Below are 23,383 nucleotides of genomic sequence, written 5' to 3' on the forward strand. Positions count from 1 at the left end.
AGGAGGCTTATTATGCAAGTAGACTACACACCAAACCCGAACTCAGTAAAAATCACGCTCGACGGAGACCGTTTCGGCTCAAAAAGTACGAGCGTCAAAAAAGACGATACACCAGAGGACGCATTACTCGCAGCATTGATTACGATCGATGGCATCGATAACCTCTTCGCTTACGGTGATTTTGTCACAGTAACGAAAGAACCAGCCGCTGAATGGAATGAATTACTTCCAGTTATCGAAGAACAGATGTAAGGAATACATGAAGACACCTGGATGTTGCAGGTGTCTTTGTTGAAGGAGCCGATTCTCATGCCAATGGTATCTGTCATCATCCCGACGTACAATCGCCCACGTGAGTTATCTGAGGCGCTCGAAGCATTGACCCGTCAATACTATCAAGATTTCGAAGTGATTCTTTTGAACAACAACGGCGACTCGATTATTCCCGTCGTACGTGCTTTTGAAGACCGCTTAACACTTATCCATGTCGACTTACCTGAAAATCATCACGTCCGGGCTCGCAACCACGGCGTGACAATCGCGAACGGTCAATTCATCTTGCTCCATGATGATGATGATTTATTGTTGCCTTCTCATATCGAGGAATCGCTCGGCGATTTAGAAGCCGGGGCAGACTTGACGTATGCAGATGCCGAACTCTTTACGTATCGCTGGGAGAATGGACGCCGGACCGTCATCGATACGGAGCCATTCGCCTATCCATATGACCGTGACGCGATGAAGCAAGACTCGACGTTCATCCCATCCGGATCAATGTATCGCAAATCACTTCACCAAACACTTGGTGCGTTTGATGAAGACGTCTTCAACTACTGGGACTGGGACTGGATTCTCCGTGTCGGAAAGGACCACCTCGTGCTTCACCCAGCACGCGCGACGGTCCTCTATGCCTTTAATCCGTCCGGTAATCATCAATCCGCTCAGCAAGATGCGGCACGAAAAGTCTACTTCGACCGTCTCGTCGCTAAACACGAGTTGCCAACGACCGAAATGAAAAATTTTCATATTGTTCAGTCTGAACGCCGTGCCCGGTTACGTGAGACACGCCGGACGTTTGACGGACAATTGACAGAAAGCGAGTGAATCCCGTGTATACAGAAAAACAATTAGAACTCTTAGAGTTACTATCACAAAGTGGTCCTGTCGATTCGACACTCGCTGCTCAAATGCTCGACCTGCCAGTCGACGAAGTCATCGACTCGATTGCCCGCTTTAAACAAGATGGTGTCTTGTTAGGTTATACGGCAGTCATCGATTGGCAAAAAATCAATTCCCACCATGGCGTCACGGCATTCATCGATGTCAAAGTTACACCGAAACGCGGCCGCGGCTTTGATGAAGTCGCAGAACGGATTCATCGTTTCCCGGAAGTCACGTCGCTCTACTTGATGTCAGGTGCTTACGACTTACAAGTCGTCCTTGACGGAAAGTCGCTTCAGGAAGTCTCGCAATTCGTCTCGGAAAAACTATCGACACTCGATTCCGTCATTTCGACGACGACCCATTTCCGTTTGAAGACATACAAACACGATGGTGTCCTCTTCAGTCAGGATGACGGCGATAAACGATTGAAGGTGTCTCCATGAAGTCACTTTCTGAACGCGTCGAACAATTAGCACCGTCCGGCATCCGTCGCTTCTTCGACTTAGCCGGTTCAATGGAAGATGTCATCTCGCTCGGCGTCGGCGAACCCGACTTCGTCACCCCGTGGAACGTCCGGGAAGCAAGCTTCGCAGCACTCGAGCAAGGGTATACGGCATATAGCGCCAATGCCGGTTTAGTCGAGTTACGGCAAGAAATCCGAAACTATATGCACGAAAAATTTGCAATCGAGTATCAAGTCGAAGACGAAATCATCGTCACGACCGGTGCATCCGAAGGACTTGACTTAGCTTTTCGGACGCTGATTAATCCTGGTGACGAGGTCATCGTCGTCGAACCGGCATTTGTCTCGTATGCGCCTTTAATTGAGCTCGCAGGCGGAATTCCTGTTGCTGCTGCCTGTCGCCCGGAAGACGGCTTTGCCATTCTTCCTGAGACGATTGAAGCCAAGATCACGGCACGGACGAAGGCCATCATTTTTTGTTTTCCGTCCAACCCGACCGGTTCTGTCATGACGCGCGATCAACTCGCAGATCTCGCCCTCCTCGCAAACAAACATGATTTATATGTCATCAGTGACGAAATCTATGCAGAGTTGTCGTATGAGGAAGAGGCGACGTGCTTCGCGACGTTACCTGGAATGCGGGAGCGCACGATTGTCATCAATGGTTTCTCAAAAGCCTTTGCGATGACAGGTTGGCGTCTCGGTTTTACCTGTGCGCCAAAAGAAATCACGGAGTGTATGCTGAAAGTCCATCAGTACGGCATGATGTGTGCACCGACGCTCGTCCAATTCGCTGGGATTGAAGCACTCCGTTCACGCCACAAGACGGTTCCTGACATGGTCCGTAGTTATCGCCAACGCCGTAACTACTTCGTCAAAGCTTTGAATGAAGCCGGTCTCCCGACTCATTCACCCGGGGGCGCCTTCTATGCCTTTCCATACATCGGAGATACGGGTTTGACGAGTGAAGCCTTTGCAGAACAACTGTTACTAGCAGAACGTGTTGCCGTCGTTCCCGGTTCCGTCTTCGGGGCGAGTGGTGAAGGTTATGTTCGCGCAAGCTATGCCAGTTCAATCGAACAACTGCAAGAAGCCATCCATCGTATTTCTCGCTTCATGCAACAACTTGAACAACGAACGGCAGTTGCTGATCGTCTGACATGATTTTCCCAACCGTTTTCTTTCAACACACAAAAAGCGAACCACCTCGCGAGGCGGTTCGCTTTTTAGCGTCATTTTCTAATTACGCATCAATATAAAGCAACAAAAACATCCGGTGTTCGTCCTCTGAGTGAAACGGTGACACCGGCCCTAACTGTGAAGCATATACATCGATTCGGTACGGGGCTTCTTTAAAGGACAAAGGGGTTTGTTCCTTGATGATCCGTCCGATTTCTTCTGCCTGTTCTTTGACGGCGACCAATTGATCACTTCGCTCAATCGGTGCTTCCAAAACAAATGCCTCGATTCCCTCATTACGAGCACACCGTAAAAAGCGTCGTAACGACGGTAGTGCCTGTTGGACGTTCTCTTCTAAGGAACGTTCCGCTTCATACACGGGCGCCCCCCAGAGTCGCTCCTCACTGCCGGTCGCACTCCGGTAATGATCAATCGTCGCCTCCGTAATAGGGTCTCGTGTCAGCGCGAAACGCTTACTGTCACGCACGAGGTTCTTTTCATTCGTCCGATCGATTTCTTTTAACAAATCAAGACCTAATGGACGGGCAAATCGGAACAACTCGCGCTGCAGACGGGCGAGTGACGTACCGACCGTAAGCGTTGCATCTGTCTTTTTCGGTGGCTTGTCTCCTTCGTAGCCGTTCATGACCCGGGCGACCTGACCCGCTTCATGAACGAGTCGGTAAAACGAGGCGTCCGCTTCGTCCTGTTCTGTTTTCAACTGCTGATGCTCCGAGGCTAAATCGGTCACGTATTGGTTTGACAGGCATGTTGAAATCATTAACACGTCGACGAGCTCGGCACACAGTAACGTCGTGTCCTCTTTTTCTAACGCTTCTCCAACTTCCCCGACTTCTTCAATCAAGCGCGCGAGGCCAGAGAGCGGACGAAAATAACCACCTAACGCTCGAATCGTCTCATCGACTTTTTGTTGAAGTAGAATCATCTCCTGCATCCGTCTCGACCTCCGTCATTTCTTTAATCAACTGCTGCTGCGTTTGTCGTTGATACTGCTCAGTAAATTTTCGGTTTTTACGCCATTCACGGACGGCTACACCACTTGCGATCGCCAAGGAAACCATTAGTCCCACTTCTTTTCGTTTCATCGAAATTCCTCCTCTGTTTGAACTACGTTCTCGTTCCTTAACATGCTATGATGATGGTATTACATATATATAAGAGGTGTTGCTCGTGTCGACTGAACGTCTTTGGCAATTGGCTCGTTTCATCGGTGTCATACTCGCCTTGTTTCTCACAGGTTTTATCATCATCCGCCTGTCTTCGTTGATGTATCCGTTCGTCTTCGCATTTTTATTAGCCCTACTCAGTCGTCCGCTTGTCGACTTTTTCCAAAAACGTCTTCGACTCAACCGTGGTTGGGGTGCGTTATTGTCCATCATCTTAATGAGCGGTCTTTTGATTGGGTCACTCGTCTTGATTGTCATGCAACTGATTCGAGGACTCGTCTTCGTCGCCAATCAACTCCCGGACCAAATCCAGGAACTCAGTCTCTACTTCCAAAAGCTCTACAATGACAAATTGGCCCCGATGTGGAACGACGCTTCGGAAGCGCTCCGGTCACTCGGTCCGTCACAACAGAATACGGTTCAAAACAGTATCGAATCACTCGGAAGCTCACTTGCAAGCTTCATCGGCGAGGGATCTAAAAGTATCGCCACGATGTTACAAAGTGTGTTAGCGACCTTACCTTCAATCGCCTTGATTCTCGTCATCGTTCTGCTCGCCTGGTTTTTCCTCGCGAAAGACTGGCACAAATATGAAATCAGGATGAAACAGTATGAGATGTTCCCCTGGTTCGCACGTGCAGAAACGGTCGTTTCGAGTCTTCGGTCCGCCCTGTTCGGCTACATCAAAGCCCAATTGACATTGATTACGATTACATTTTTCATCGTCTTAATCGGTCTTTTGGTTCTCGGTGTCGATCATCCGTTTGCGATTGCTTTCATTGCCGCTTTCTTTGACATCTTGCCGTATCTAGGTACAGGGTCTGTCTTTTTACCGTGGATTGCTTACTCGATCATCACAGGAGATACGGGACTTGCGATTGGACTTGGTATTCTGTATGCAGTCGTCATTTTGCAGCGTAATATCATGGAACCGAAAATCGTCGGTGACAATATCGGCATCCAGCCGATTACGGCACTGATTGCCTTGTTCGTCGGGATTAAATTTTTCGGGGTCTTCGGTCTGATCCTCGGACCGCTCGTCGCCGTCATCATCAAAGCGTTATATAATGCACAAATCTTTCATTATTTATGGGACTTTATTAAAGGATCACCCACACCATTCCGGTGAGGGTGATTTTTTAGGTGCTGCCGCATATAAGGGATGACCCGTCGCATCAACCGGTCGATGGTTCGGGAGATATTCCACCGGACAAGTCGCCGCGACGGCAAGCAGACAGGCATCAATCCAGTCGTCAGTCGCAACTCCTTTGACGGATTGTTCCCAAAAAGTAGGACATGCGAACTGCCGTAACAATTCTGTCCGCTCCTTTATCCCCTGGACCGTCTTTTTGTTATGGCGGGCCGGGTGACCGGTCAAGCGAGCAAAACAAACTTCCGGATGTGACTCGTACATCCCGTCCCGGTAATTACTACGCGCTTCCTGAATCTTCGGTAACAAGTACCAGGCTTGTTTTGATAAGCCAAGTCCTGCCGCTTGTTTTGACTGCGCGTTCGCGGTGGCATAGTCACATGCATCAAGCGCCGACACTAATGGTGCATTGAAGACGCTGCTCGTCCGCCCCGGCTTCAGCTCATTTCGTAACAGCTGATCGACGGTTCGTCTTGTGTCTGTTTCAAGCCCGATCGGCATGTCGATGTAGAGTACGTCGCTATTTTCGAGTTGATCGAGGTGTTCGACGATTTGATAGGAAAACTGCCCCTCTTCAATCGAGACAGCGACCCAGCCGGCTTTTGCCGCGTCAATCCCGGTGACGCGCATTCGTTTTCTCCCGTAGCACCTTCAGTAATGACAAGACCGTGAAGACTCCTAAAAACGTAGCCCATGCCAGCGAAACGCGTGAACCCGACTCTACATACCAGACGATGCTGAGCACCGTCATGATGAGTAAGAGGACGTTCAGCCATCTCATCCTTCTTGTTCAGCGAACCGGTAAAGACTTCGCACCATGACACCTGTCGCCCCTTTTGGACCAAGCTCCGATGCTGATTTTTGCTCTGATGTTCCGGCGATATCAAGATGGAGCCATGGCGTTTTCCCGACGAATTCACCAACGAACGCTCCGCCAAAGATCATGTGTCCCATCCGTCCCGGTGAGTTATTTAAATCAGCGACTTCCGACCGGCGCACTTGTTTAATGAATTGATCGACGTACGGCATCTGCCAAATCATCTCGTTCGTCTCTTTTGTGATGGCTTCGAAGCGACTGTACAAAGCTTGGTCGTTCGTTAAGGCACCCGTGATTTCTGTCCCGAGCGCAACGAGCACTCCACCCGTCAATGTCGCGAGATCAATGATCATTTTCGGATTGTATTCTTTTGCATAGGTGACAGCGTCCGCTAAGACGAGACGCCCTTCCGCATCCGTATTCAAGACTTCAATCGTTTTTCCAGCCATCGATGTAATGACATCATCCGGCTTGAAGGCATCACCTGAAATCATATTATCCGTTGCCGGAATCACTCCAAGGATGTTGACGTTCGGCTTGAGTCGACCGAGGGCTTCGAATAAGCCGAGGACGGCTGCTGCACCACCCATGTCCCCCTTCATGCCGACGATACCGTCTTTCGGTTTAATCGAGTAACCACCTGTATCGAACGTGACACCTTTTCCGACGACGGCGATTGGTGCTGCATCACCCGCCCCTTTATATTCGAGGACAATCATTTTCGGCGGGATTGTCGAGCCTTGATTGACGGCAAGCATCGCCCCCATGCCGAGTGCTTCCATTTCTTCTTTTTCAATGACTTTTAACGCATGTCCATGACGTTCCGCAATGAAACGAGCTTCGTCAGCGAGTGCCGGCGCCGTCAAGATGTTCCCAGGCATCGTGACGAGACGACGGGCTAAGTTCGTTGCTTCAGCGAGGGCATGCCCGCGTACTGCTTCTTGTTCCCCTTTATCGGACCAAATCGTCAAATCGAGTTCGTACGAAACGCTTGGACCTGTTTTGTAGTGTTTGACGTCATATGTAGCAAGTGCAAACGTCTCAGCGATCAACTCGGCAGGTTTCCCCGGGAATGTCGCAGCATCAACCGTGACGTTCGATAGCTTCCGGACTTTTAAAAATTGGGCGGCTTTTCCTAACAGTCGACGTAACTCATCTTGAGATAGACGGTCCGCTTTACCAAGACCGACAAATAACACACGGGCAATCGTCCCCGTCAGCGTCGGCAATAACCGGAGTTCGCCTTGTTTCGTCGAAATATCTCCACCGCGGACCCACTCATCAAACCGCTCCGGATAAAGTGCCTGAATCCGTTCTTCCATTTGTGCATTTCCTGAGATACCGACGACGAGTACTTCGATGTCTGCTTGCTGATCTACTTGTTTTAATCGCATCTTAAAAATCCCCCTTTAGTGTTACTGATAAGTATGAAGTGTTTTGCGCCATTTTCCAACTGATAGCCATCACGCATCTTGAAAACGCTCTCATTTTTGACGTTCGGTAATTTGTCGAAATGCACGGCTCCAAACAATTGTTGCCCGTTTCACAATGTGATAGGATTAACAGGTGAAAAGTACAGGCACTTCATAGAAACGTTCATTTTGGTAACGACAGAAATGTCTACGTTTTCATTCAAAGGGAGAGTTCGCAGTCGACCCGTTAAGAGAGATGCGTTTATGGGTATCTATAGATAGCAGAGAAACGACGTCGTTGCGGCGAAAAAAACTTACTGAAAAGAGGGTAATGCACATGGCACAACATATCAAGGGAATTGGCGCTTCTGCAGGGATCGCGATTGCAAAGGCATTCGTGATGGAAACACCTGTCTTTGACATTCCAAACAATAAAATCGAGGATTCAGCGGCTGAAAAAGAACGGTTCCAGGAAGCGATCGCTCAATCAAAAGGTGAACTCGAAATCATCCGTGAGAACACATTAAAAGAACTCGGTGCAGACAAAGCAGAAATCTTCTCAGCTCACTTGTTGATCCTCGAAGATCCTGAAATCGTCAGCCAAGTCAACGCAAAAATCGACGAGGACAAAACGAACGCAGCGCAAGCACTCGACGAAGTTGCACAAATGATGGTGACAATCTTTGAATCGATGGACAACGAGTACATGCGCGAACGTGCAGCTGATGTCCGTGACGTAACAAAACGGACAATGGCACATCTTCTCGGTATTACATTCGTCACACCTGCACAAATCAACGAAGAAGTCATTATCATTGCAGAAGACTTAACACCATCAGACACTGCCCAACTCAACCGGAAGTACGCAAAAGGTTTTGCGACGAACATCGGTGGACGGACTTCGCACTCGGCGATCATGTCACGTTCTCTTGAAATTCCAGCAGTCGTCGGGACAAAAGTCGTCTTGACTGAAGTCAAACACGGTGATTTCTTGATTCTTGACGGAGCGGAAGGCGATGTCATCGTCAATCCTTCAAGCGAACAAATCGCAGAGTACGAAGAAAAACGCTCAGCATATATCGCTCAAAAAGAAGAATGGAAAAAACTCAAAAACGAAAAAACAGTTACAGCAGACGGTCATCACGTCGAGCTTGCAGCAAACATCGGAACACCAAACGATGTCAAAGGTGTGCTTGAAAACGGTGCGGAAGCAGTCGGTCTCTACCGGACGGAGTTCCTCTACATGGATGCGGAAACGTTCCCGACGGAAGATGAGCAATTCACAGCATACAAAACAGTTCTCGAGTCGATGGGCGATAAAAAAGTTGTCATCCGGACACTTGATATCGGTGGGGATAAAGAACTTTCATACCTTGACCTTCCACACGAAATGAACCCGTTCCTTGGTTACCGTGCAATTCGTCTTTGCCTGGACCAAACTGACTTGTTCCGGACACAACTTCGTGCGTTGCTTCGTGCAAGTGCATACGGCAAACTTGCTGTCATGTTCCCGATGATTGCAACACTCGAAGAATTCCGTGCAGCAAAAGCGTTACTTCTTGAAGAAAAAGCGAACCTTCAAGGTGAAGGTGTAACGGTTTCTGACGACATCGAAGTCGGAATGATGGTCGAAATTCCGGCGACAGCAGTCATGGCGAAACAATTCGCGAAAGAAGTCGACTTCTTCTCTGTCGGAACAAACGACTTGATTCAATACACAATGGCGGCAGACCGGATGAACGAAAAAGTTTCGTATCTCTACCAACCGTTCAACCCTGCCATCTTGAACCTCTTGAACAACGTCATCACAGAAGCACACAAAGCCGGTAAATGGGTCGGCATGTGTGGTGAGATGGCGGGAGAAGAACTCGCACTCCCAATCCTCCTCGGACTCGGACTCGACGAATTCTCAATGTCTGCTTCTTCTGTCCTTCGCGCACGCAGCTTGATGACGCGCCTGAACAAAACAGAGTGTGAAGCAATCGTTGAGCAAGTCCTCGACATGGATACAGCCGAAGACGTCGTCAACTTCCTCAGCACGACATTCGATATCAAAAAATAAGTTTTTCGGACACGCCCCATCTCGGGGCGTGTTTTTTTGTCGCGTCAAAAAGAACCGTTATCTATACAGACTGTAGACTAACCCTTATGAAGATTAAAAAGTTTTTATAGGTATGGCCTGTCCTGACCGCGCTTCCCCATCTCGACTCGTCTACATAACACATGTTGCCCAATGTCGCTTTTCCTACACCCTAGTTCAAAAGGTAATATTCATCTGTGCGCTTCCTGTAGGAGCCTCGATTTCTTGAATACAAAAAAAGGGCTGACTCCAAAGTTACTCTAACATCAGTCTTAGTGACGGACGGTTCCGACATCCTCACTTTCCACGGGCGGAATGTAAGCCGCGGCAACCCGCGTTTCATGCGGTCATGCCGGGTCTTCCCTATTCCTGACGGAAGCGCTGATCGCGCTTCCTTTTCCCATAGGAGTCGAGGATGAACGTTCCGCCCTGTACGCAAAAAAACGCCGATGATTCCGTCTTTCGCATACGGAGTCATTGGCGTTTTCGATATCTATTCTTCTCGGTCCTGACTGATGTGTATCTAAGCCGCACATCGAAAAGGAAAAAGTATGCACTCGTTTTATTCGACCCCCACAGGAGAGCGTATCCTGTTTCCTGTTGGAGAAAAACACGCGTGTGAAAGAGTGATTCCTTTTACGTCAGTCTCTTTCCTATCAAAAATGACTTGAATTATGCTTGTTTCGTTTGTGGTCGATCGCCTTGTTCTTCTTTTAAGATTGGTCGTTCATTACCCATGAAGAACACGAAGATGACACCCAGTATCGCTGGAATCAACGCCCACATATAAACAGAGGAAATCGAATCCGCAAGTGCTGTTTTAATCGCTGTCGCCACTTCCGGTGGCATCTTCGCAAATGCTGCTGCTGTCGGGAACTGTCCACCGTCCGGTGCGCTGCCGCCAGGTAATTGTTCACTAACAGATGACGTAAACGTCCGTGATTGAACGATTCCGAGAATCGTTACACCAAGTGTCATCCCGATTGTCCGGAACGTCGAGCCCATCGATGTCGCCGCACCACGACGTTTCATCTCGATGCCATTGATGCTTGCAAGATTCAATAAAGAGAAACTGAAGCCGACACCAAAACCTAAGATGATCATATAAATCGTAACTGCAGTCCGTGTCGTCTCAAGTGACATCGTACTTAATAAATAAACACCAAGAACAAAGAAGACGGCCGAGAGCATCATGACATTTCGGAACCCGTATTTATTCGGGAGACGTCCTCCGAGTTGCGCCGAAACTACTGAAGCAATCAACATCGGCATCAAGATCAGACCGGAGTTCGTCGCACTGCCGCCAAAGACTCCTTGGACGAAAATCGGAATGAAGACACTTGCGGAGATGAAGACGAATCCATAAAAGAATGCGACCCCTTGCGTCGCTGCGAACAGGCGACGACTGAACAGACTGAACGTAATGACCGGATCAGCCGCCCGGCGTTCAATCAGACCGAAGAGAATGAACAATGCGAGTGATGCGCCAAATAATCCAAGAATTTGTGGTGAACTCCACGCGTACTCTTTCCCACCGAGTTCAAGCCCGAGCAGGAACGTGACTAATCCAGCGACCAATGTCGCGGCACCCGCATAATCAATTTTTTGAGTCCGGTGAATCGGTGATTCTTTATAGAAAAATGAAACGAGCGCCAAGGCAATTAAACCAAGTGGAATGTTGATATAAAACACCCAGCGCCAGTTAATTGCGTCCGTCAAAACGGCTCCAAGCAATGGTCCGAAAATACTTGAAATTCCGAAGACTGCTCCGAACAAACCACTGACTTTCCCTCGTTTCTCTGGTGGGAAAATATCAAAAATGATCGTAAAAGCAATCGGCATCAAGGCACCGCCACCTAATCCTTGAACGGCACGATAAATCGATAACTCTGTAATCGAATCTGCGACACCACACAGGATACTCCCTGCGATGAAGAGCAACATACCGAATAAGAAAAATCGTTTCCGCCCATACATGTCACTTAACTTACCGAAAATTGGCATCCCCGCGACCGTCGCGATCATGTAAGCGGACGTGACCCAGGCATATTGATCAAAACCATTCAGTTCACTGACAATCGTCGGCATTGCTGTTGCAACGATTGTATTGTCCATCGCCGCTACTAAAATCCCGATCAATAATCCAAGAACGACATAATTCGTCTTTGTCTTTGTTTCTGTTGTAGTCGAAGCCATCGACTCACCTCTTCCTTAAAATATAGCTAATCTTCATAATAGCTTACTCATTGTATCATCATATGTGCAAATTCTCATTACTGAATGTTTTGGACTACAAAAAAAATCGTATCCGACAATTTCGTCGAATACGATTTCGAGATCTCATTATTTTTTAAATGACGTCATTTAATCTCATACGTGACTTTCTCTCCTGCTTCAACCGTCCGGCCAATATCAACCGTTACTTTCCGGTCACCACTGTTCGTGACAATGATCGGCGTTAAGAGTGACGGCACAAGCGGGCGAATTTGTTCGAGATCGACGTTCAGCAGTGGTGTTCCTGGCTCAACACGATCTCCCGCTTTCGCGAGTGCTTCAAAACCTTTTCCTTCGAGTGAAACCGTATCAATTCCGATGTGAATTAAAATCTCATCACCATTATCGGCCAGGATTCCAATCGCGTGTTTCGTTGGGAAGAAGGTCGTGATTTCACCGGACACTGGAGAAACAACATAACCTTCAGTTGGTTCGATTGCATACCCGTCCCCCATCATCCGGCCAGAGAAGACTTGATCTGGTACATCATCAAGCGAACGAATCGTTCCGCTCAGCGGTGAGACGTATCCGTCACTTGGTACATACTCTCCACCTGATCCTGCTAAGTCTTCCCGTTCTTCCCCACGTGACTCAGCTCCAGTCGGAACTTGCGGAATCGGGTCAGCTTCTGGTTTTTCAGGTGGTTGATAATTTGGATCGTTCATGATTTCTGCCATTTCCGTCTTGATGCCATCTGATTTCGGACCGAAGATGGCTTGGACATTATCGCCAACTTCTAATACACCAGCTGCGCCAAGTTCTTTCAGACGATCCTTGTTGACACCCGATTTATCATTAACGGTAATCCGCAGACGTGTGATACACGCATCGAGGTGTTTGATGTTCGATGGTCCACCAAACGCTTGCAGAATCTCATATGGGAGCTCACCAGCCGTCGCACCAGCTGTTGCCGCCCCTTCCTTAATTGCTTCACGTCCTGGAATTTTTAAATCAAACTTCGTGATCACAAAACGGAATCCGAAGTAATAAATGACGGCGAAGACTAAACCAACCGGTATAACGAGCCACCAGGCGGTCCTGTTCGGTAAGATTCCGAATAAGGTGTAGTCAATCAATCCACCTGAGAAGGTCATCCCGATTTTAACGTTCAAGATGTCCATGATCATAAATGACAATCCTGCAAAAACAGCATGGACTGCAAACAATAGCGGTGCCACGAACACGAATGAAAACTCGACTGGTTCCGTGATCCCTGTCAGGAACGATGTTAAAGCAGCAGAGAAGTAGAGTCCTTCAACTGCTTTACGACGATCTTTCGCAACCGTATGATACATCGCGAGACAAGCTGCCGGAAGTCCGAACATCATGAACGGATATTTCCCGGTCATATACGTCCCGGCCGTGAACGGAACACCATCTTTTAACTGAGCGAAGAAAATTCGCTGGTCCCCGTTGACGATTGTTCCTGCTTTATCCGTATACTCACCAAATTGGAACCAAAAACTTGAATACCAAATATGGTGAAGACCGAATGGAATGAGTGACCGTTCGACTAATCCAAAGATGAAGGCTGATAACGTTTCATTTGACTCGATGATTGTTTTCGAAAACGTGTTAATCCCACTCCCGATCGGTGGCCAGATGAAGGACAGTGCAAAACCAGCGACTAAACTGAATAGCGCTGTTGCAATCGGTACGAACCGTTTACCGGCGAAGAATCCAAGAAAGTCCGGTAGTTTGATTTTAAAGAATTTATTATAGCTATATGCGGCAATTAACCCCGCTATGATCCCTCCGAATACCCCCATTTGTAAGGTCGGTATCCCTAATACAGTTGCGTACGATAAGTCACTTGATTGTTGCGCTTCTGAAACTTTTTCCGGTGTGATTTGTAGGAATGAACTGATAACCTTGTTCATAATCAAGAATCCGACGATTGCAGCAAGCCCTGCGACCCCTTCCCCATTCGCAAGACCAATCGCAACCCCGACGGCAAACAGTAATCCTAAGTTCGCAAAGATGATATCCCCTGCGTCTTGCATGACACGCCAGATGACGACGAGCGAATCATTTTCGAGAAAAGGCAGATACTGCGTCAGGTTCGGGTTTTGAAACGCCGTACCAAACGCCAGTAGAAGCCCCGCTGCCGGCAAGATGGCAACTGGTAACATCAATGCTTTACCAATCCGTTGCAACACTCCGAATACATTTTTCCACATCAGTGATTTCCCTCCTTTTTTTGACCAGACTATTTAGTTCATACCCTGAATCTTTCTCCCGCAAAACTAATCACAACAATTCTTTGAAACACAAAAAAATGAGCCTCCCGATTTCGGAAGACTCACTTTACTTTAAGACTTAAACTGATTTTTCTTGTTTACGTGAATTGATGACGGCTTGGATCTCAGATTTGATGTTATCTGATTTTGGTCCGTAGATCGCTTGAACGTTGTTACCCACTTCAAGGACACCAGCGGCTCCAAGTTTTTTCAATTCGTTTTTGTCGACTTTTGATTTATCGAGAACTTCAACACGAAGACGTGTGATACATGCGTCAAGGTGTTTGATGTTTGATTCAGAACCGAGTGCGTCAAGGATACCCGCTGCGAGCTCAGAACCTTGAGCCAATGAAGTTTCTTGTACTTCATCTTCACGACCTGGTGTTTTCAAGTTGAACTTGCGGATTGCGAAACGGAATCCAACGTAGTAAACGACTGCAAGAACAAGACCGACGACGATGACGAGCCACCACTGCGTACGTCCTGGAAGGACACCGAAGAGAAGGAAGTCAATCAATCCACCAGAGAATGTCATCCCGATTTTAACGTTCAAGAGTTGCATTGTCATGAATGAAAGACCTGCGAAAACTGCGTGTACTGCGAACAAGATTGGAGCAACGAATAAGAATGCGAATTCGATTGGCTCTGTGATACCTGTTAAGAAAGCTGTAAGTGCTGCTGATCCAAGAAGACCACCAACGACTGCGCGACGCTCTGGGCGTGCTTCATGGTACATCGCAAGTGCTGCTGCCGGAAGACCGAACATCATGAACGGGAATTTACCAGTCATGAACGTACCAGCTGTTAATTCAACGTTGTCTTTTAACTGTGCGAAGAAGATTGCTTGGTCACCACGGACAACATCTCCTGCTGCGTTCGTGTACGAACCGAATTCGAACCAGAACGGTGCGTAGAAGATATGGTGAAGACCAAACGGAATCAATGAACGCTCAATGAGACCGAAGACGAAAGCTGCAAGCGTCGGGTTTTTCTCCATCATGAAGTGAGAGAATGAGTTCAACCCGTCTTGAGCGAATGGCCATACGAAGACAAGTACAAGACCTGCGAACAATGAAACGACTGCTGTAACGATTGGAACGAAACGTTTACCTGCGAAGAACCCGAGGAACTGCGGTAATTCAAGATTGTGATACTTACCGTAAGCCCAGGCTGCGAGTAAACCGATGATGATACCGCCGAAGACACCTGTTTGAAGTGTCGGAATACCAAGTACGTTTGCGTACCCTTGACCGTTTGCGACCATTTCTGGTGTAACGCCGAGCCAAACACTCATCGTTTTGTTCATGATCAAGAATCCGACGATTGCTGCAAGTCCGGCTGCGCCGTCCCCTGCTAAACCAATCGCGACACCGACCGCGAATAAGAGTGCTAAGTTACCGAAGATGATATCCCCGGCTGCTTCCATCAATTTTGCAACCTTGATGATCGCATCATTTTTTAAGAACTCGAGTTTTGACGTCAAGTTCGGATTTTGCATCGCGTTACCGAATCCAAGTAAGATCCCGGCAGCTGGCAAAATCGCAACAGGAAGCATTAACGCTTTACCGACACGTTGAAGAACAGCGAAAATCTGTTTGAACATGTGTGTTTCCTCCTCTTAATCTAAAATCTAGGAATAATGAATAATACCAATGACAGGTTGAAAAAAGTCAGACATCCGACCGATTTTTACAGAAAAAAATCAGGCACGAGCGGATTGTAGAACAAAATACACTTATCCCGCGAAATGAATCTAACGGAAATAAACCATTTTGTCCGACTTCCCACTCATGCCTGATCGTATCAGTAACACGTAGTCCGTGCGGTCATTTACCTAAATCGTACTGCACTAAGCGTTGCAGATGCATCGTAAGATACGTCGCCTCACCGCGCGGTACCGCTTTCTTCAACTGACGTTCCATGATGGACATCAGCTCCCAAGCAGTATCATAGCACAGGGGATATTCTTCACGCAATAGCTTTTCTACTTTTTCTGGCGCCTCTAGGTACTCCCCATTGGAAACCCTTTCAATCGCCGAGCGGAGATGGCGAATTAAACGCTTATAATCCAACGATTTTCGATCGATTTTAATTTCTAGCCGTTGCTCGATATGACTCGCAATTAATCCGACGAGTTGATGATGACGATTGACTTCGAGCACATCTTTAAAGTTCGTCGCCGAATGAATATGGAGTGCGATGAATCCTGTTTCTGCCGGCGGAAGATAAAAATTCATCTCGGCACTGATAAATTCAACGATTTCCTCAGCAAGCGCATATTCTTCCGGATACAAAGCTTCCGTTTCCGCTAAAAAGGGATTCGTGACCTCCATCCCTTGTTCGAGCCGCTTGAACGTAAACGTCAAATGATCCGTCAGTCCGATATGGATATGTTCATCAACGCGCTTACCGAACCGCGTTTCAATCATCGAGACGATATCATTCATCAAGGCGACGAAATTTTCATCTAAATGCCCGACGAGTGCTTTATATTGGTCTTGCTCTTCTTTATCCTTCAAGGTATAGACTTTTTCTAATTTTTCAAGATCCGTCAGTTGATCGCCTGGCTTCCGTCCGAAGCCAATCCCTTTTGCGAGGATAATGACTTCCTGATTTGCACCAGTCGAACAAATGACGACATTATTATTCAAGACTTTGATAACGTGGTACATTTGTTTATCCATTCGCTCTCAACCCTATCTGCTCTTACACATTTTTTAAAGACACTGTTTTTATTATAACGTGTTTCTACGCACTAAAAAAGCCTACTTACTCAAGTAGGCTTTAAAACATTTGGTAACCACTTTTACGCAGGAAACGAATCGACATTCCGGCAATGATGATACCGGCAAGTCCTGCCGCAAACATCGTAACGTCCGCTGTCTGCAAACCCATGATTCGATCACCTAACGCTGGAATTGCTTTTTTCGCATTCGTAAAATATTCAAGCGTCGACTGATTATCAATCATCATGATGATGATGACCGGATATAAGACGAGCATAATCCATGTGCTACGTAACAACATGTTTAAGATAAAACCAATACTAAAGAACATGACGAGATAAAGTACACTCCCGATCACGGCTTGGATAATATGCATAATGTTCCCCCTTTAAATCTCTTCGTCTAGTATAACCGACAAAAAAGGCAAATGCACGAGTGTACATTTGCCTAAAAGGTGAACTTAGAATTTACCTTTTTTGATCGCAAGACCAATTTTCTTCAGTTCAAGGAAATGTTTGTTGTCGATGACTTTTTTCATGAATGATGCGTTACGACCATAAATCTTCTTACCGAAGACCATACCGATCCCATCTTTATGACCAAGTGATGCGACTGTTCCTTTATTTTCATATGTGAACGTAGATGTTTCACGTCCACCGATGAGTGCTGAGATGTTTTCAGCGACTTTATGCGCTTGTTGTGTCGCGATTTGTGCTGTTGGCGGGTATGGACGGTTTGAACTTGGGTCCATGACTGCTGAACAGTCACCAATCATGAAGACATTGTCATGTCCAGGGACACGAAGATCTTCCTCAACGACAACACGGTTACGCATTGCTTCGAAACCTGATGCCGCAACGACCGGGTTCCCACTGACGCCACCTGTCCAAATGATTGTGTTCGCTTCAATCGTTTCTGTTGTATCACCTTGGAGTGGACCAAACGTAACCGTTCCAGGACCACATTCCTTGATGCCGTTACCGAGTTTGAACTCGATCCCTTGGCGCTCAAGCCATTTGTGTGCGTAGTTGACGAGATCCGCATCAAATCCAGGAAGGACAGTCGGAGCTGCCTCGATGTTGACGACACGCACGAGTTCGCGTGGGATATCGTATTGTTTACAAAGCTCTGGAATCCGGTTGACGAGCTCACCCATGAACTCGATTCCTGTAAATCCAGCTCCACCGACGACGATCGTAAGAAGTGAACGATCCGTTGAACCAGTTGTTTTGTATTCTGCAAATGAATAGTCGATGTGTTCTTTGATTTTCCGGACACTGTTCAATGAGCTGATCGTTAGAGCGTTCTCTTTCAATCCTTTGATTCCGAAAGTCTCTGGAACGCCACCGAGTGCAACGACGACGTAATCGTAAGGAACAGCTCCACCGTCTTGAAGTTTCACTGTGTTGCTTGCCGTATCGACTTTTTCAACAATCCCTTTAACGAGTTTGACGCGTGAAGGATTGATGACATCATTGATATAGATGCGCGCTTGTTCTGCTGACATCGTACCTGCCGCAGGTTCATGTAACCAAGTAGTTTGGTAATGATAGTCGTGTTTGTTGATCAATGTGATGTTGGCTTGATCGACGCCAAGTTTCTTTTGAAGGTTGACTGCTGTGATCAATCCACCGTAGCCGGCTCCAAGAATAACAATGTTAGGTGTGTTCATGTTCTGATACTCCTTACGAATGGTAGTTTTGTTGTGATTTTCTTCACATTCAATTACAAATAAATGCTCAAAAACTTTGTTCAAATAATGTTCACATGTCTATAAGCCTATTGAAACACTTTTTCTGACGGATTGCAAAAGAAAATTCTAGAAATGCTGAAAAAAATGTAAGATTTCCCGTACTTGCAACACCCGCCCCTCCTACCTATATAATAGGAGTATCCAACTATAGGAGGGAATCAGATGTACCAACCATATGATGTCACGATTATCGGGGGCGGTCCAGTCGGATTGTTCACCGCGTTTTATTCAGGGATGCGTCAGATGAAGACGAAAGTCATCGAAAGTCTCCCCCAACTCGGTGGGCAACTGGCGACGCTTTATCCCGAGAAATATATATATGATATTGCCGGCTTCCCGAAAGTCAAAGCTCAGGATTTAGTCGATCGTTTGCTTGAACAAGCAAATGAGTTCGACCCGACGTATGTCCTCGGCGAAACGGTCGTCGCCTACGAGCGCCTCGAAGACGGAATCATCCGCCTCGTGACGAACAAGGGAGAACACTTCACGAAGACCGTCATCTTGACGGCAGGTAACGGCTCGTTCGCCGCCCGTCCACTTGGTGTTGCCGACGCCGAACGTTTCGAAACGAGTAACTTGCACTATTTCGTCAATGAAATGGATCGCTTCAAAGATCGTCAAGTCGTCTTACTCGGTGGTGGCGATTCCGCTGTCGACTGGTCATTGATGCTTGAGCCGATCGCGAAATCCGTCACGCTCGTTCACCGTCGCGATAAGTTCCGTGCACATGAACATTCAGTCGAACTGCTCCACAACTCATCCGTCAATGTCATGACACCGTATACGCTCGAATCCGTTACCGGTGAAGAGAGTATCGAAACTCTGACGTTCAAGCATGCGGAAACGGAAGAAGTCATCGTCGTCGGGGCAGATGACGTCGTCTGTAACTTCGGTTTCGTTTCGTCGCTCGGCCCGTTAAAAGAATGGGAAGTCGAGTTTGAACGCAATTCGATTCGCGTCAATTCGAAAATGGAGACGGCGATCCCCGGCATCTTTGCCTGTGGTGACATCGCGACGTACGACGGTCGTGTCAAATTGATTGCGACCGGCTTCGGTGAAGCACCGATTGCTGTCAATCAAGCGAAACTACTCGTCGATCCGTCCGCCCGTCATCCACAACACTCGACCAGCCTGTTCGAAAAAGTAAAAAATCATTAATGGACATGAAGAAGCGTTTCCTCGGTGTAAATCGAAGCAACGCTTCTTTTTTTGCGGTTCCTAAAAAATCTGTGTTCTTCTTTATGAAGCAGCAATCGGTAAAGCAACTCGGTATACATATTCCTCTAGCTCTTTTCCACCGCGTTCAATCACACATTCGGAAACACGGATACCTCCGAGTCGTTCATAAAAGTGGCAGGCCGGATTATCCGCGAGCACGGCAATGATGAGTGACGTAACACCATGTTCCTCCAACTGACCGACGACACGGTTGACTAAGGAGCGACCGATTCCGCGCCCTTGATACGAACGCAACAAATAGATCGCTGACAGTTCGCCTTCCGTCGATTCTGTTTGATTTTGCTTGCCGTGGGCAAAACCAATCAAACCTTTTTGCGTCGACAGCAACAAAAACAAGTCCATCAACTAAAAATTCCCGCCATGCAGCGGCACGCTTTTCTGTCGACAACTGATCGAGGTAGTCGTCAGGAATGATGCCGCGGTATGTCTCTTGCCACGCTGAAACATGGACGTTCGCGATTGCTTCAGCGTCGTCTACTGTCGCTTGGCTTATCTGCATAACTATCCTCCCTCAAATTAAAAATCATCCTAATCAAAGTAGGATGATTAGAATGATGTTAAGACAGCTGGACATTGAATCGTCGTACACGTGTCCCGTCTTCTTTCATAAATGACTCCAGTTCTTCTCCGCCATTCGCTTCGATGACACGTCCTGACGCGATGTTGTCTGCACTGCACGTAATCAAGACCGATTCTAGTCCACGTTCTTTTGCGACTTCAAGTGCTTGACGCAGACCTTCTGTCGCGTAACCGCGCTTCCGGGCGCTCGGCCGAATCCCGTATCCGATATGACCCCCGATTTGTTTTAAACCATCGTTTAAGTCATGACGGAAGTTCACAGCACCGACGATTTGTTTCCCGTCGTAAAACCAATACGTCGAGTGCGTCACCCAGTTCTCTGGAGCCGTCAATGCCTCTTGTTCCTGCTCCTCTAAAAAGTCAGCGAGGGGTAAAAACGTTTTGCTGACGACACTCGGGACAATCGGTTCCCCGGATTGTTCCCATTCTGCTACAAAGTCCATATATTCCGCTTCGAGATGGACGGACGGTTTTACTAACGTAATCATTTGTGATTTCGTACCTCCTCTTCAATGAGTCGATCGAGCCACTCGTCGACGTGTTGGAATAAATAGCCGGCTTTTTTCGCTGCTGACGTATCCATGTAGAAATCACGTTCCGGCGCCAGTGGTGATTCATCGTCGCCCTTCGTCGCGAACGTTGATTCCTTTCCTGCGACACGGTCAATCTTATCCATCAAATCTTGAATCGATAACACCCCGTCACTCGCTGCATTGATCGGTCCTGTCATCGTCGAACGACCACACCATTCAAGGAACGAGGCCGCTTCATAGCTTGAGATATATCCCATCTTCGCATAGAGGTTTTCAGCCACCACAGGAGTCCCTGCGAGCGCACGTTTCACATGGAAGACGAGACGTTCCGTGTAATCATCCGGTCCTAAGACGACCGGGAAGCGAACGGCGATAACAGGAAATGTCGCCCGTTGAAAGAAATAACTTTCTGCTTGGCGCTTTCCTTCCCCGTAATCATGCTCCTGTTCCAAGTCATATTTCCCGGGAAACGGATTAAAATCCCGCTCTGAAAGATTTGCTCCTCCCCCGTCATAGACGGACATCGTCGACGTTAAGATGTAGCGTCCGACCTTTCCTTCGAATGCATCGACGGCAAGTTTTGCTTGATATGGATTAAAACAAATATTGTCGTAGATGATATCCCAGTTTTGACTGCCTAAATCTTTCATCGTACTGCTTGACGTCCGGTCCCCTTTAAAGAATGTCAAGCCCTTCGCGACAGGTGGCGTATGTTCCCCCCGTGTGACGAGCGTCACATCATCGCCGGCGTCAGCGAGTCGTAATGCCAGGCGTCTTCCAAAATAACGTGTCCCACCAAAAATCAACACTTTTCGCATCGATAGTCCTCCTTAATGATGACGTACTCATTCCGTTGCCTTACTGTCTTCTCTACCCGATTCTTAAAATCCTGTATCGCACGAAAAAACAAAAAAACGCGGACTCTGAGGTCCACGTTGTGAGTTAGCAACCACCGGGTGTCCCGGCGTTCGTCGCTGTTCTGAATGATGTCCCGCAGCCGCATGTCGCGATTGCATTCGGATTCGTGATTGTGAATCCGCCACCGAGCATCGATTGTTTATAGTCAATTTCTAATCCTTTGACGACCGGATAGTCTTTTTCATTGACGATGACATTGACACCATGTTGCTCAAATGTCAGGTCCGTCTCCTTTTGGCTATCGAAACCCATTCCGTAGGAGAGACCACTGCATCCGCCACCTTGAACGAGCATGCGGAGATTTCTTTCATCGTCCGGCGCTTGTTGCATCATCTCTTTGACTTGAAGAGCAGCTGCTTCTGTTAATTGGATCATGTAATCACCTTCCCTTTTTCTATAGTATACGCAACTTTACGTAGATTCGAAACCTAGTTGCTTGAAACTATCTTGAATTCGTTGTATAAATGAATTGTATCAAAAAAATTAAATCGTTCCATCTTCAGGGCAGGGTGAAATTCCCGACCGGCGGTAAACAGACATTTGTCTGAAGCCCGCGAGCGAATAGGGCGCTATTTGCTGATTCTGTGTGACTCAGGAGCCGACAGTATAGTCTGGATGGGAGAAGATGGCGGCATGTATATAGACTTATTCCGATTTTGCACATTTCGGATAGGCTTATTTTATTGCGGACTTCTCCCCTGTTGAATCTTATTCAACGGGGGTTTATTTTGGACGCAGTCATGCCAATACTTCATCGAGAGGAACGAAAAAAAGGAGATTTTACTCGTATGAAACGCACTCAAAAAATGGTCACACTCTCAATGTTAGGTTCAATTTCATTTGTTCTTATGTTACTCAACTTCCCACTACCCTTTTTACCGAACTATTTAAAAATCGACTTCAGTGATGTCCCGGCGTTGATTGCTGCTATCATGTTCTCACCGGTAGCGGGTGTAATCGTCGAAGCATTGAAGAACGTTCTCTATTATATTTTCCGCGGAAGCGGTGTTCCGGTCGGCGAACTTGCAAACTTTGCAGCGGGTGTTGCTTTCATTCTTCCTGTCAGCTGGTTCTACCATAAAAAGAAATCAACGCAAGGTCTTGCAACCGGCTTAGTCGCAGGAACAATTACCATGGCACTTGGACTTGCGATTCTCAACTATGTTTTGATCCTCCCGGCATATGCTTGGTTCTTCGGGATGGACTACATGCTTGATCCGGCTGTCAAATGGACAACGATCATCGCTGGTATCTTGCCGTTCAACATCATCAAGGCCCTCTTCATCTCAGCACTCTTCATTCCGCTGTTCTTAAAATTAAAACCTTGGATCAACCGTCGTCAACAAGCTGCATAAGTCCTAGGCGCGCCCGCCGACCGACAAAATCCCCCACTTCATTTGAGGTGGGGGATTTTTTTAGAGTTCATTTTCTTCGATTTTAGCGTAGATGTTTTCTAACAGTTCTTCCGGTGTCTCTCCGATGACGGTCTGGCCGTCAACAAGACAAAAATGATCAAGCGAGCAGATGCCGCAGTAGCCAAGACAACCATACTCGACGACATCGACATTCGGATCGCGTTCGAGTTGTGACATGACGACTTGTGTCCCTGCCGCTAAGTTACTGATACAAAATTCAATAATGGGATTCACTTTTTTTCCTCCTTTAAGCA

At 47.4% G+C, this 23,383-nt stretch carries 24 protein-coding genes and 1 riboswitch; of the genes, 8 read left to right on the forward strand and 16 right to left on the reverse strand.

What is annotated here, in order from left to right; genetic code table 11:
* The first annotated feature begins 12 nt into the window (after positions 1-12).
* The 4 genes from KNP88_RS03690 to KNP88_RS03705 are packed head-to-tail and all read left to right on the forward strand — an operon-like array spanning position 13 to position 2,791.
* On the forward strand, positions 13-252 hold the full coding sequence (locus KNP88_RS03690) for a NifU N-terminal domain-containing protein (protein ID WP_088837669.1): 240 nt from the start codon (positions 13-15) through the stop codon (positions 250-252).
* Positions 253-309: 57 nt separating this feature from the next.
* Positions 310-1,104: a glycosyltransferase family 2 protein gene (locus tag KNP88_RS03695; RefSeq protein WP_029331229.1), complete on the forward strand. Its 795-nt coding sequence runs from the start codon at positions 310-312 to the stop codon at positions 1,102-1,104.
* A gap of 5 nt (positions 1,105-1,109) precedes the next feature.
* A complete protein-coding gene (locus KNP88_RS03700) occupies positions 1,110-1,607 on the forward strand; it encodes an Lrp/AsnC family transcriptional regulator (protein ID WP_051667304.1) in 498 nt (165 codons plus the stop codon).
* The gene (locus KNP88_RS03705) at positions 1,604-2,791 is read left to right on the forward strand and encodes an aminotransferase (RefSeq protein ID WP_214892330.1); all 1,188 of its coding nucleotides are present in this window, start codon (positions 1,604-1,606) and stop codon (positions 2,789-2,791) included. The genes KNP88_RS03700 and KNP88_RS03705 overlap by 4 nt, the downstream gene beginning before the upstream one ends.
* Positions 2,792-2,870: 79 nt before the next feature.
* On the opposite strand, the gene KNP88_RS03710 is transcribed toward KNP88_RS03705, so the two are convergent.
* Complete coding sequence (locus KNP88_RS03710) at positions 2,871-3,761, reverse strand: MazG nucleotide pyrophosphohydrolase domain-containing protein (protein ID WP_251137122.1); 891 nt, start codon at positions 3,759-3,761, stop codon at positions 2,871-2,873.
* On the reverse strand, positions 3,724-3,912 hold the full coding sequence (locus KNP88_RS03715; RefSeq protein ID WP_159173455.1) for a hypothetical protein: 189 nt from the start codon (positions 3,910-3,912) through the stop codon (positions 3,724-3,726). Before KNP88_RS03715 ends, KNP88_RS03710 begins: the two co-directional genes overlap by 38 nt.
* An 85-nt stretch (positions 3,913-3,997) precedes the next feature.
* Here KNP88_RS03715 and ytvI point away from each other — a divergent pair, with 85 nt between their 5' ends.
* Positions 3,998-5,122 (forward strand): sporulation integral membrane protein YtvI, encoded by a 1,125-nt coding sequence (ytvI, locus tag KNP88_RS03720; RefSeq protein ID WP_159173454.1) that lies wholly within the window; start codon positions 3,998-4,000, stop codon positions 5,120-5,122.
* Here the strand turns inward: ytvI and KNP88_RS03725 are convergent.
* The 3 genes from KNP88_RS03725 to KNP88_RS03735 are packed head-to-tail and all read right to left on the reverse strand — an operon-like array spanning position 5,102 to position 7,354.
* The gene (locus KNP88_RS03725; RefSeq protein ID WP_214892331.1) at positions 5,102-5,773 is read right to left on the reverse strand and encodes a DUF429 domain-containing protein; all 672 of its coding nucleotides are present in this window, start codon (positions 5,771-5,773) and stop codon (positions 5,102-5,104) included. The genes ytvI and KNP88_RS03725 overlap by 21 nt on opposite strands.
* The gene (locus KNP88_RS03730; RefSeq protein WP_157898492.1) at positions 5,754-5,924 is read right to left on the reverse strand and encodes a hypothetical protein; all 171 of its coding nucleotides are present in this window, start codon (positions 5,922-5,924) and stop codon (positions 5,754-5,756) included. Before KNP88_RS03730 ends, KNP88_RS03725 begins: the two co-directional genes overlap by 20 nt.
* Entirely contained in the window at positions 5,921-7,354 is a 1,434-nt protein-coding gene (locus KNP88_RS03735) for a leucyl aminopeptidase (protein WP_214892332.1), read from the reverse strand. Before KNP88_RS03735 ends, KNP88_RS03730 begins: the two co-directional genes overlap by 4 nt.
* Positions 7,355-7,709: 355 nt before the next feature.
* On the opposite strand from KNP88_RS03735, the gene ptsP reads away from it, so the two are divergent.
* A complete protein-coding gene (ptsP, locus tag KNP88_RS03740; RefSeq protein WP_214892333.1) occupies positions 7,710-9,434 on the forward strand; it encodes a phosphoenolpyruvate--protein phosphotransferase in 1,725 nt (574 codons plus the stop codon).
* 690 nt (positions 9,435-10,124) lie between these two features.
* Here ptsP and KNP88_RS03745 read toward each other — a convergent pair.
* The 6 genes from KNP88_RS03745 to KNP88_RS03770 all read right to left on the reverse strand — a co-directional run bounded on the left by KNP88_RS03745 (position 10,125) and on the right by KNP88_RS03770 (position 18,364).
* Entirely contained in the window at positions 10,125-11,648 is a 1,524-nt protein-coding gene (locus KNP88_RS03745) for an MDR family MFS transporter (RefSeq protein ID WP_214768786.1), read from the reverse strand.
* Between the two features lie 164 nt (positions 11,649-11,812).
* Positions 11,813-13,906 (reverse strand): glucose-specific PTS transporter subunit IIBC, encoded by a 2,094-nt coding sequence (gene ptsG, locus KNP88_RS03750; protein WP_029331239.1) that lies wholly within the window; start codon positions 13,904-13,906, stop codon positions 11,813-11,815.
* 139 nt (positions 13,907-14,045) lie between these two features.
* Positions 14,046-15,569 carry a glucose-specific PTS transporter subunit IIBC gene (gene ptsG / locus KNP88_RS03755; RefSeq protein WP_088837677.1) on the reverse strand — a complete coding sequence of 508 codons (1,524 nt, stop codon included), beginning with the start codon at positions 15,567-15,569 and terminating at the stop codon, positions 14,046-14,048.
* Between the two features lie 223 nt (positions 15,570-15,792).
* Positions 15,793-16,650, reverse strand: coding sequence for a glucose PTS transporter transcription antiterminator GlcT (gene glcT / locus KNP88_RS03760; protein WP_029331241.1), 858 nt, complete (start codon positions 16,648-16,650; stop codon positions 15,793-15,795).
* A gap of 100 nt (positions 16,651-16,750) precedes the next feature.
* Positions 16,751-17,068 (reverse strand): YuiB family protein, encoded by a 318-nt coding sequence (locus tag KNP88_RS03765; RefSeq protein ID WP_029331243.1) that lies wholly within the window; start codon positions 17,066-17,068, stop codon positions 16,751-16,753.
* Between the two features lie 84 nt (positions 17,069-17,152).
* Positions 17,153-18,364, reverse strand: a complete 1,212-nt coding sequence (locus tag KNP88_RS03770) for an NAD(P)/FAD-dependent oxidoreductase (protein WP_088837678.1) — start codon at positions 18,362-18,364, stop codon at positions 17,153-17,155.
* Between the two features lie 243 nt (positions 18,365-18,607).
* Between KNP88_RS03770 and KNP88_RS03775 the strand changes: the two genes are divergently transcribed.
* Positions 18,608-19,603, forward strand: coding sequence for an NAD(P)/FAD-dependent oxidoreductase (locus tag KNP88_RS03775; protein ID WP_088837679.1), 996 nt, complete (start codon positions 18,608-18,610; stop codon positions 19,601-19,603).
* A gap of 81 nt (positions 19,604-19,684) precedes the next feature.
* Here the strand turns inward: KNP88_RS03775 and KNP88_RS03780 are convergent, their stop codons facing one another.
* The 4 genes from KNP88_RS03780 to KNP88_RS03795 all read right to left on the reverse strand — a co-directional run bounded on the left by KNP88_RS03780 (position 19,685) and on the right by KNP88_RS03795 (position 22,089).
* The gene (locus tag KNP88_RS03780; RefSeq protein ID WP_214892334.1) at positions 19,685-20,026 is read right to left on the reverse strand and encodes a GNAT family N-acetyltransferase; all 342 of its coding nucleotides are present in this window, start codon (positions 20,024-20,026) and stop codon (positions 19,685-19,687) included.
* A gap of 215 nt (positions 20,027-20,241) precedes the next feature.
* Complete coding sequence (locus tag KNP88_RS03785) at positions 20,242-20,751, reverse strand: GNAT family N-acetyltransferase (protein ID WP_214892335.1); 510 nt, start codon at positions 20,749-20,751, stop codon at positions 20,242-20,244.
* Positions 20,748-21,614, reverse strand: a complete 867-nt coding sequence (locus KNP88_RS03790) for an NAD-dependent epimerase/dehydratase family protein (RefSeq protein ID WP_214892337.1) — start codon at positions 21,612-21,614, stop codon at positions 20,748-20,750. Before KNP88_RS03790 ends, KNP88_RS03785 begins: the two co-directional genes overlap by 4 nt.
* Before the next feature lie 124 nt (positions 21,615-21,738).
* Positions 21,739-22,089: a HesB/IscA family protein gene (locus tag KNP88_RS03795; protein WP_029331252.1), complete on the reverse strand. Its 351-nt coding sequence runs from the start codon at positions 22,087-22,089 to the stop codon at positions 21,739-21,741.
* A 116-nt stretch (positions 22,090-22,205) separates the two neighbouring features.
* Positions 22,206-22,345: riboswitch (FMN riboswitch) on the forward strand.
* A 157-nt stretch (positions 22,346-22,502) separates the two neighbouring features.
* Here KNP88_RS03795 and KNP88_RS03800 point away from each other — a divergent pair.
* Positions 22,503-23,069, forward strand: coding sequence for an ECF transporter S component (locus KNP88_RS03800; protein ID WP_088837683.1), 567 nt, complete (start codon positions 22,503-22,505; stop codon positions 23,067-23,069).
* Between the two features lie 60 nt (positions 23,070-23,129).
* On the opposite strand, the gene KNP88_RS03805 is transcribed toward KNP88_RS03800, so the two are convergent.
* Positions 23,130-23,363 (reverse strand): YuzB family protein, encoded by a 234-nt coding sequence (locus KNP88_RS03805; RefSeq protein ID WP_088837684.1) that lies wholly within the window; start codon positions 23,361-23,363, stop codon positions 23,130-23,132.
* Positions 23,364-23,383: the final 20 nt, after the last annotated feature.

Origin of the sequence: Exiguobacterium sp. H66, assembly GCF_018618705.1 — a bacterium.
Lineage (GTDB): Bacteria > Bacillota > Bacilli > Exiguobacteriales > Exiguobacteriaceae > Exiguobacterium_A > Exiguobacterium_A oxidotolerans.